Source organism: Streptosporangium heterodermiicola (assembly GCF_051390675.1).
GTDB lineage: Bacteria > Actinomycetota > Actinomycetes > Streptosporangiales > Streptosporangiaceae > Streptosporangium.
Window position 1 is genome coordinate 1 of the sequence record NZ_JBPJSR010000055.1, and the last position, 9,064, is coordinate 9,064.

At 66.9% G+C, this 9,064-nt stretch carries 7 protein-coding genes and 1 pseudogene; 5 read left to right on the plus strand and 3 right to left on the minus strand.

Annotation, left to right across the window (positions count from 1 at the left end; translation table 11 throughout):
* Positions 1–460: 460 nt before the first annotated feature.
* On the minus strand, positions 461–691 hold the full coding sequence (locus tag ACSC1Q_RS42690) for a hypothetical protein (RefSeq protein ID WP_436764461.1): 231 nt from the start codon (positions 689–691) through the stop codon (positions 461–463).
* 44 nt (positions 692–735) lie between these two features.
* Here ACSC1Q_RS42690 and ACSC1Q_RS42695 point away from each other — a divergent pair.
* Together ACSC1Q_RS42695 and ACSC1Q_RS42700 are read left to right on the plus strand one after the other, a co-directional pair.
* Positions 736–1,457: pseudogene (locus ACSC1Q_RS42695) on the plus strand (AbfB domain-containing protein).
* A complete protein-coding gene (locus ACSC1Q_RS42700; RefSeq protein WP_436764462.1) occupies positions 1,438–4,269 on the plus strand; it encodes an RICIN domain-containing protein in 2,832 nt (943 codons plus the stop codon). Before ACSC1Q_RS42695 ends, ACSC1Q_RS42700 begins: the two are co-directional and overlap by 20 nt.
* Before the next feature lie 576 nt (positions 4,270–4,845).
* Here the strand turns inward: ACSC1Q_RS42700 and ACSC1Q_RS42705 are convergent.
* Together ACSC1Q_RS42705 and ACSC1Q_RS42710 are read right to left on the minus strand one after the other, a co-directional pair.
* A complete protein-coding gene (locus tag ACSC1Q_RS42705; RefSeq protein ID WP_436764463.1) occupies positions 4,846–5,259 on the minus strand; it encodes an ATP-binding protein in 414 nt (137 codons plus the stop codon).
* A 178-nt stretch (positions 5,260–5,437) separates the two neighbouring features.
* On the minus strand, positions 5,438–5,725 hold the full coding sequence (locus ACSC1Q_RS42710; RefSeq protein WP_436764464.1) for a hypothetical protein: 288 nt from the start codon (positions 5,723–5,725) through the stop codon (positions 5,438–5,440).
* A 149-nt stretch (positions 5,726–5,874) separates the two neighbouring features.
* Here ACSC1Q_RS42710 and ACSC1Q_RS42715 point away from each other — a divergent pair, with 149 nt between their 5' ends.
* The 3 genes from ACSC1Q_RS42715 to ACSC1Q_RS42725 are packed head-to-tail and all read left to right on the plus strand — an operon-like array spanning position 5,875 to position 9,038.
* Positions 5,875–6,504 (plus strand): hypothetical protein, encoded by a 630-nt coding sequence (locus ACSC1Q_RS42715; protein WP_436764465.1) that lies wholly within the window; start codon positions 5,875–5,877, stop codon positions 6,502–6,504.
* Positions 6,505–6,555: 51 nt separating this feature from the next.
* The gene (locus ACSC1Q_RS42720; RefSeq protein WP_436764466.1) at positions 6,556–7,707 is read left to right on the plus strand and encodes an SAVED domain-containing protein; all 1,152 of its coding nucleotides are present in this window, start codon (positions 6,556–6,558) and stop codon (positions 7,705–7,707) included.
* A complete protein-coding gene (locus ACSC1Q_RS42725; RefSeq protein WP_436764467.1) occupies positions 7,704–9,038 on the plus strand; it encodes an SMODS domain-containing nucleotidyltransferase in 1,335 nt (444 codons plus the stop codon). The genes ACSC1Q_RS42720 and ACSC1Q_RS42725 overlap by 4 nt, the downstream gene beginning before the upstream one ends.
* Positions 9,039–9,064 lie beyond the last annotated feature (26 nt).

Consider the following 9,064-nt stretch of genomic DNA (forward strand, 5'->3'; position numbering starts at 1 on the left):
CCGTAAACGCGAGGCGACGATCGGGGCCGTGCGCGGCGCACGGCCCCGGCCGGGCCCCCTCCACCGCCGCGCCGAGCCGTCCGGCCACCGCTGGGCCTTCCCCGCTGAGCGCTGCCACGGCGCCTCGTGACGAACGCGACCCGCGCCCACGGCAGGAAAGCAACCCTCTTTCCACCGCCTCCGGCACTCACGCCGGAGCTCATACCAGGCCCCCCACCTGGAGCCACGCCATGTTCCCTGTCCGACCGTCGGCTGACGCCACAGCTGGCACCCCGCCCCCGCCAGACGCGAGCGGCCGCCCGCGCCGCTCCGGCGCGAGCACGGGGATACGCGCCTTGATGCTGGCCCTCGTCCTCGTGGTGACACCGATCATGGTTCTTTCGGCTCCCGCTGCCCAGGCCACTCCCCTGGGTCCCACGGTGTGCGTGCTGCACAGGGACAGGCTGGACCGCTCAAGGGCTCAGCGGAAGACCTTCCCGGCGCCGGAGAAGCAGATCAACGGCAGGCGCCTGGTGCTGCACGTGTCCGATCCGGACGGCATGGCGTGGGGCAGCATCGACAACGGGATCACCGGCGACTCGGTCTGGCGAAACCGCTCATGGGACGGCGGCGCCACCTGGGAAGAATTGCTGGGCAAGGCCAGCATCCCGGGCACCTGGGCCGGGACCAGAACGTTGATGTACAACCTCACCGACCCCGCACTTCATCACCGCGGCATGATCCGTGCGTGCGGTGATGCCAGGGGGACCGACTGCACGGACTGGGTCTACCCCACGGTTATGCGACGTCCACTGCGACCGCACCGACACCACCTGGGCCGCCACCATCCCGCTGTGGCACAGCGGGGCCGGCCTGCCGCTGGACCAGGCGCGTTCCTTGCGCGTCACCACGCCCGGCCACACCAACCGCTACCTGCGCCACGCCGACAGCCTGGCCCGTACAGACGTCGTCGACGGCGAGAGCCCGGGCCTGCTGAAGGCCGACACGACGTTCATCGTGCGGCGTGGTCTGGCCGACCCGGCCTGCTACTCCCTCGAATCGCGCGACTACCCCGGCCGCTACCTACGCCACTCCGCGTTCCGTGTCCGGCTCGACCCTTCCGACAACACCGATGTGTACGCCGCGACGCGACCTTCTGCGCGCAACCGGGAGCGGCCGGCGGCAGCGTGCGCCTGGCGTCGATCAACGAGCTGGGCACGAACGTGCGGCACTACGCCGATGAGGTCTGGGTCGCCTCCAGCGGCGGTCAGCACACCTACGACACCCCCGACATGTGCGCGGAAGACACCAGCTGGGCCGTGGAAGCCCCTGGGGGTAGGCGCAAGCCACCCATCGGCTCAGATCCACCGGGGGTGACGGCGCCCCTTCCCGCCGCCACCCTCGCTCCCTCACCTCGCCACGCACCATCGAACAACGATGGAAAAAGGAGTTTCGAGCATGACCATCGACCGACGTGACCTGCTGAAGATCGGGCTGACCGCCGCGGGCGGCCTGCTCACCACGGTATCCACCACCCAGGCGGCCCAGGCGGCGCCGGTTCCCTACCTGCCCAACCGTGCTCCGCTGCAGCCGGCCGCCTTCCTGCGGCTGCCGCCCGGGGCCACCCGCCCCCGCGGGTGGCTGGCCACCCAGCTCCAGCGCCAGGTCGACGGGATGTGCGGGCGGTACGCGCAGGTGTCGCACTTCCTGCGCTACGACGACACCGGCTGGATCCGCAGCGAGCTCGGCGGCTGGGAGGAGGTGCCGTACTGGCTGCGCGGGTATGTCGACATGGCCTATGTCAGCGCGGATCCGACCGCACTGAGCACCGCCAGGCGCTGGATCGACGGGGTGCTCGCCACCCAGGCCGACGACGGCTTCTTCGGGCCGCGGGCGCTGCGGACGTCGCTGAACGGGCACGCCGATCTGTGGCCGCACATGCCGATGCTGCACGCGATCCGTTCCCACGCCGACTACACCGACGACGGCCGCGTCAACCCGTTCCTGCTCAAGTTCTTCGACTTCGTCAACCGCCAGCCCAACGGGGTGTTCCGGGACGGATGGGGGACCTGGCGCTGGGCCGACACCATCGACGTCGTCCACTGGCTGTACAACCGCACCGGGGAGAGGTTCCTGATCGACCTGGTACACAAGATCCACGCCAACTCGGCGAACTGGATGAACGGCTTGCCCAACCTCCACAACGTCAACATCGCCCAGGGCTTCCGCGAACCCGCTCACTACTGGGTCTTCACCGGCGACACCGCTCATCGCAATGCGACCTACGATGTCTACGGCACGGTACAGAACACCTACGGGCAGTTCCCGGGCGGTGGGTTCGCCGGTGACGAGAACGCCCGCCCCGGTTTCGGCGACCCCCGGCAGGGCTTCGAGACCTGCGGCATCGTCGAGTACATGCAAAGCCACGAGATCCTCACCCGGATCACCGGGGATCCGGTGTGGTCTGATCGCACCGAGGAACTGGCGTTCAACATGCTGCCCGCGGCGCTGGACCCGCTCGGCCGCGCCATCCACTACGTCACCTCCGCCAACAGCGTCGACCTCGACAACAGGCCGAAGACCCTGGGCCAGTTCCAGAACGGCTTCGCGATGCAGTCCTACCGGCCGGGCGTGGACCAGTACCGGTGCTGCCCGCACAACTACGGGATGGGCTGGCCCTACTACGTCGAGGAGATGTGGCTGGCCACTCCGGACGGTGGCCTGTGCGCGTCGCTGTACGGGCCGTGCGTCGTGTCGGCGAAGGTCGCCGGCGGCTCGAACGTGACGATCACCGAGTCGACCGGCTATCCCTTCGCCGACACCATCACGCTGACCCTGCAACTCGGGACCCCCGTGGCCTTCCCTCTCGTGCTCCGTATCCCCGCGTGGTGCTCGGCACCGGAGGTGCGGGTCAACGGGGCGCCCGTGACCGCCGCCGGGGGACCGCGGTTCGCCACGGTGCGCCGCACCTGGTCCAACGGCGACACCGTCACGCTGCGCCTGCCCATGCAGGTACGCAAGCGCGTCTGGCCGGCTCAGCGCAACGCGGCGTCGATCTACTACGGGCCGCTCGGCCTGTCCCTGCGCATCACCGAGAACTGGGTGCAGACGGGCGGCAGCGCGCAGTGGCCCGAGTACGACGTGCACGCCGGATCCGCGTGGAACTACGGCTTGGCGCCCAACCCGTCGTACAGCGTCTCGACGGGCGGGAACACCAACGATCCGTTCACCGTCGCCAACGCGCCCGTGCGCATCACGACGCAGGCGCAGCGCATCCCGCAGTGGCAGGCGGACAGCCAGAACGTGATCACACCGCTGCAGGACGGTCCGGTCGCCGCGACAACCCCGATCGAGCAGGTGACCCTCATCCCGATGGGAGCCGCCCGGCTGCGCGTCACCTCCTTCCCGCAGACCGGTGGGACCAAGCCGTGGGTGCCGGCCGGAGCGGCGTTTCGCCTGCAGAACCGCCACTCGGGCAAGGTCCTCGGGGTCGACGGCATGTCCACCGGCAACTCCGCCAACGTGGTGCAGTTCGACGACAACGGGACCGCCGACCACCTGTGGCGCATCGTCGACGCGGGCAGCGGCACCATCAAGGTGTACAACGTCCACTCCGGCAAGGTGCTGGCGGTGGAGAACATGTCGAAGGACAACTCCGCGCGTATCCAGCAGTTCGACGACGTGGGCACCCCGGACCACCTGTGGCGGCTCATCGACACCGGCGACGGCTACCTGCGTCTCAAGAACGTCAACAGCGGCAAGGTCGTCGGTGTGGCGGGCATGTCGACCGGCAACTCCGCCCAGGTCGTGCAGTTCGACGACAACGGCTCGGCCGACCACGACTGGCGGCTCATCCCGGACGGCACGGTGAAGCTCCGCAACATGAACTCCGGCAAGGTGCTGGCGGTGGAGAACATGTCGAAGGACAACTCCGCGCGCGTCCAGCAGTTCTCCGACGTCGGCACCCCCGACCACAAGTGGGAGTTCCTGCCCGGCGCCAACGGCTACTTCCGCATCCGCAACCAGCACTCGGGCAAGGTGCTCGCCGTCGACGGCATGTCCACCGCCGACTCGGCCCAGGTCGTGCAGTTCGACGACAACGGCGCCGCCGACCACCTGTGGCGCATCCGCGTGTTGCCGGACGGCGGCGGTGCCCTGCGCATCCAAAACGCCCACAGCGGCAAGGTACTCGCGGTTCACCATGCCTCCACCGACGACTCCGCCAATGTGGAGCAGTTCCAGGACAACGGCACACCGGACCACAACTGGATGATTATCCCGGGCGCCTGACCACACCCCTTCGGACAGGTCCGGCGCGTCCGGGCGGGGTGAGGGATTGTACAAAGAACGGCTCTGGCTCACTTTCGGTGGTAACGGAACGTGCGCATCAAGCTGACGTCGTAGAGCTGGGCGGTTTTCTCACCAGATGCCCGTGGAACCGCGCGGTCGCCCGTGTCTCTACTCGCCGGACCGCGTCACGACATCCTTCTGGCCGGCTGATTGTCTCCAACGCGTTTTCATCATCTGTGACTACGCTCGGTCACCACCGAAAGTGAGCCAGAGCCGAAAGAGAGACAGGGCCGTTTACTGGACAGACCTCGATATAGATCAAGTCTTCACAGTGCCACCCGACCAGGTCGCGCAGCTCGTTCAATCCCTTGACGATGACTTCGGTCGCTGCGGGCGTGAACCACCGGTTGCTCAAGCGGTGGTCGCCGGGGCGGAGATGACCGCCAGCACGCAGAGGCCTCAGGTGACAGCTACAGCGGTTACCAGCAGGTCAGCTGAAGGACGGGCCGGAGGCAGCGCACCAGTGGTAAGGAGCCCAACCCCGTGGGAGAAATACAAGCAGGTGCTGTAAAAGCGCTACTCGGCTTCGGTCAGGGGCAGGCGGAGCTCGAAGCGGGCGCCGCCGGCGGCCGACCGCCCGACCCTGATGGTTCCGCCGTGGGCGTGCACCACGTCGTTGGTGATCGCCAGGCCGAGGCCGGTGCCGCCGTGGTCGCGGCTGCGGGCCGCGTCCAGCCGGGTGAACCGCTCGAAGATCCTCTCGCGGTCGGGTTCGGCGATCCCGGCGCCGTCGTCGGAGACCGCCAGCAGGGCGTTGTCGCCCTCCCGGCACACCTCGACACGTACCGAGTGCTCGGCGTGCCGCTGGGCGTTGTCCAGCAGGTTGGCCAGTGCCCGGCCGAGCTGATGGCCCACGGCCTGCACAATCACCCCCTCCCGCAGGACGATCTCGGTGGGCAGCCGGTCGCGGGCGGTGCGCGGCTTCAGCATCAGGCCTCGCCCGGCGCTGCCGCTGCGGTATCGGGTTCACCGCGACCAGCCCACGCCTCCACGCCCAGACATGGAAGGAGTTGACCGCCGCCACCTCACGAGCCCATGTCGAACCCGCCCTGCGCAACACCCTGGTCCGCCACGCCTTGTAGGCCAGATGGTCCGTCTCGACCGCCTGTCACCAACTCTTCTCGCCCCGCGACGTCCACAAGAATGTGAAGAACCCCGCCATGTCCCGCGCGTAAGCCTCTAGCGTGTTCAACGATGCCCCTCCGATCGACCCCGACACGAAGAACTCGTTCATCGCGACGTCGTACTCGAACGTCGGAGACAACAAGAACGGCGTCCCCTCCAGGACGTCGTGTTGATCGAGGCACTGGTCCAGGTCCTCAAGCCACTCGGAGAACACCCCGCCCACGGGCAGCCCCCGCTGAGTGAAGGACACGTGCCATCGCTCTTCGACCATGCGTACGACACTGTATGAACAGTGTTCAGTAGTGCATAAGGCGGGACCAGCCCGACATCGAAGGGCTGGCCACGAGCCGTATCCAGCAGACGCTGGACGCCGGGCTGATCGCCGACTTCGCCGACCTGTTCTACCTCACCCGCGAGCAGGTGCTGGGCCTGGAGCGGATGGGCGAGACCAGCACCGACAACCTGATCGCCGCCATCGAGCGGGCCAAGGCCCAGCCGCTCAGCAGGGTGTTCTGCGTGCTGGGCGTGCGCGGCACCGGCCGGTCCATGAGCCGCCGCATCGCTCGCCACTTCGGCGGCATGGACGCCGTCCGCGCGGCCGACGCCGAGGCGATCGAGGGCATCGGCCCGGAGAAGTCGCCGGTGGTGGTGGCCGAGCTCGCCGACCTCATCGACAAGCTGGTGGCGGCCGGGGTCACCATGACCGAGCCCGGCTGGATACCGCCCGTCGCCGCCCCTGCCACCGGCACCGAGACGAGTGGCGGATCCGAGCTGCCGCTGGCCAGGATGTCCGTCGTGGTCACCGGCTCCTTCCCTGTCAAGTTCTTCTGTTCACCCTCGTGCCTCGGAGCGAGGAGCCAGAGGCAGCGATGCCCTGCTCCACGCGGCATCCCCGAGACGCTGGCGGCTGAGAAGGACCGCTCTTCGTTTGGGGTGTCCCGGAGCGTGGGTGGATTCAATTCCGCAAGGGGACATCGTCCCGTCACGTCGGAGGCCGAGGGAGACGGGTCGGCTCAGGCCATGGACACCCTCACTGTCAGTGGGCTGTGATTTTCTGGTAGTTGTCTTGCGCACACCCGGGCACTGCAAGGGAGCAGTCCGATGGCAATTTCCGACTTGGAGCGGCTCAAGGTATGGGTGCGTGCGGGAGGCAGGTGCGAATTCTGCGGCGCGTACCTCCTCGAAGGAAAACTGACCTACAAGAACTACACCCTCGGCGAACTGGCGCACATCGTGGGCAGGGACACCACACCGGGGTCTCCCCGCGGCCAGGACCTGCTGCCGACCGACCAGCGTGATCTGGCCGAAAACCTCATGCTCCTGTGCCGCGGCGAGCACAACGAGATCGACCGTGCTGGCTCGCTGGACCTCATGACGGTGGAACGCCTACGCCAGATCAAGCGCGAGCGTGAGGAGTGGATCCGCAGGATGACAGGTCTCAATCCTGCGGACAGCACTGTCGTCATCCGCCTCATTGGCAAGGTTCGGGGCCGAGAAGTCGAGCTCACCAAAGCCACCACAGCCGAGGCGGTGATCCGCTCCGAGGGTCGATTCCCTGAGTTTCCGTTGAGCCTGCACGGTGACGGCTTCGAAGTGGACCTGCGCCAGGTGTTCGGCGAGGAGCACGGAGATGCCACATACTGGCAGCAGTGCTGCCGACAGATCGACCAAATCTTCGAGTACCGGCTGGCGGAGGCCCTGCGACAGGACTTGGTGCGTCACGTCAGCGTTTTCGGATTCGCCCGCCTCCCGCTGCTGGTGTACTTCGGCTCCCGTCTCGATGACACCTTCGCCGTAACCATCTACCAGCGTCACCGCAGCACCGAGGCCTGGTCATGGCCAGAGACCCCAACTTCGCCTGTTGACTTCTATGTTGAGTCCACGTCGGGCGCCTGCGAGCAGTCGGCCGAGGGGGTCCTGGTGCTGAACGTCTCAGGCAGCATCCAGGAGACCGAGCTGCCCGTTGAGCTGTGCGACCTGCCCCGCTGGCACGTCAGCCCGCACGGCACCACGCCGTCCGTCGACGTCATCAACTCCATGGACTCCCTCAACGCGTACACCTCCACGCTGAGGTCGCTGATGTCCACGCTCGAAGCCCGGCACAAGCACATCAGGCGTCTCCATGTGCTAGCAGCAGCCCCCGTGTCGGCTTCCGTGGCGCTCGGCCGCCTCCACGACGCCCATGTCCACCCGGCCCTCATCATTTACGACCGCACCGACGGCAATTACACCGCTGCGCTGGAGATTCAATGAAACTGCTCGCCTACTTCAGCGCCTTCCTCAAGAACGCCGTCAACCTCAACCAGACCCGCCTGAACCAACTCGACGACCGCGTCGCAGCCATCGTCTCGGCGCTGCGCGCCGACCAGCAGCTCGGCGAGCTCTACCATGATCACGTGCCCCAAGGATCATGGGCCCATCGCACGATCATCAAGCCCTTCAACGGGCACGAGTTCGACGCTGACTTCCTGCTCCACCTCCAGGAAGTCGACGGCTGGAGCCCCCGGGACTACCTGCGCGAGGTCCGCGCAGCGTTCAAACGGTCCAGCACCTACAAGACGATGGTGACGAAGAAGAACCGGTGTTGCCGCATCGTCTACGCCGGTGACTGCCATGTCGACGTCGTGCCCTACCTCGTCCTCGCCGACGGCCGGGAAGTCATCGTCAACTACGCCGCCAACGAGTTCGAGGAGACCAACCCTCAGGGCTTCACCGACTGGATGAAGGAGAAGGACGACCTCGCTAACGGAAACCTGCGCCGGGTGATTCGCCTCCTGAAGTACCTGCGTGACTACAAGCAGACCTTCACGGTGCCCTCAGTGATCCTTACTACACTGCTGGGCGAACGCGTCCAGACTTGGCACGAGCAGGCGCGCTACAGCGATACCCCCACGGCCCTGAAGTCGCTACTCGACGACCTTGCGGCGTGGCTCGACCTCTATCCGACGATGCCTACCCTGCCCGACCCCAGCTGCCCGGGGACTACCTTCAACCACCGATGGGACCAGGACCAGTACGCCAACTTCCGCAACAAGATCAAGCTGTACAGCGGCTGGGTGACCGAGGCCTACGAGCACGAGGACAAGACCCAGAGCCTCGCCGCATGGCAACGTGTGTTTGGCACCGCATTCCAGCCGCCCACGACCACCGAGGCAGCCCTGGCGAAGGCCGCAACAATCCAACCGATCCGCGAGAGCCGTGCTCCGCACGAGCAGTACATCGAGGACTTCGGCTTCGTGTGGAAGGGTGGCCGCAGCGTCCGCATTAACGCGGAGGTCCTACCGAAGGGCGGTTTCCGTCACGGCTCGCTGCGACGCCTCCGCAGGGTCAGCCCCTTGCAGAGCCTCCAATTCACCATCAACACCGATGTACCGGAGCCCTACGATCTCTACTGGAAGGTTCGCAACCGCGGCAGTGAGGCGGCCGACGCCGGTCAGCTCCGCGGTGAGATCGTGCTAGACAAAAAGCGGACCCGCACACGCCGAGAATCGACCTCGTGGCGAGGCCGCCACTATGTAGAGGTGTATATCGTGAAGGATCGCATGATCCTCGCCACCGATCACCACGATGTCGCAATCGCCTGAGCATCGCGCTATTCCGCGTGCCTCGC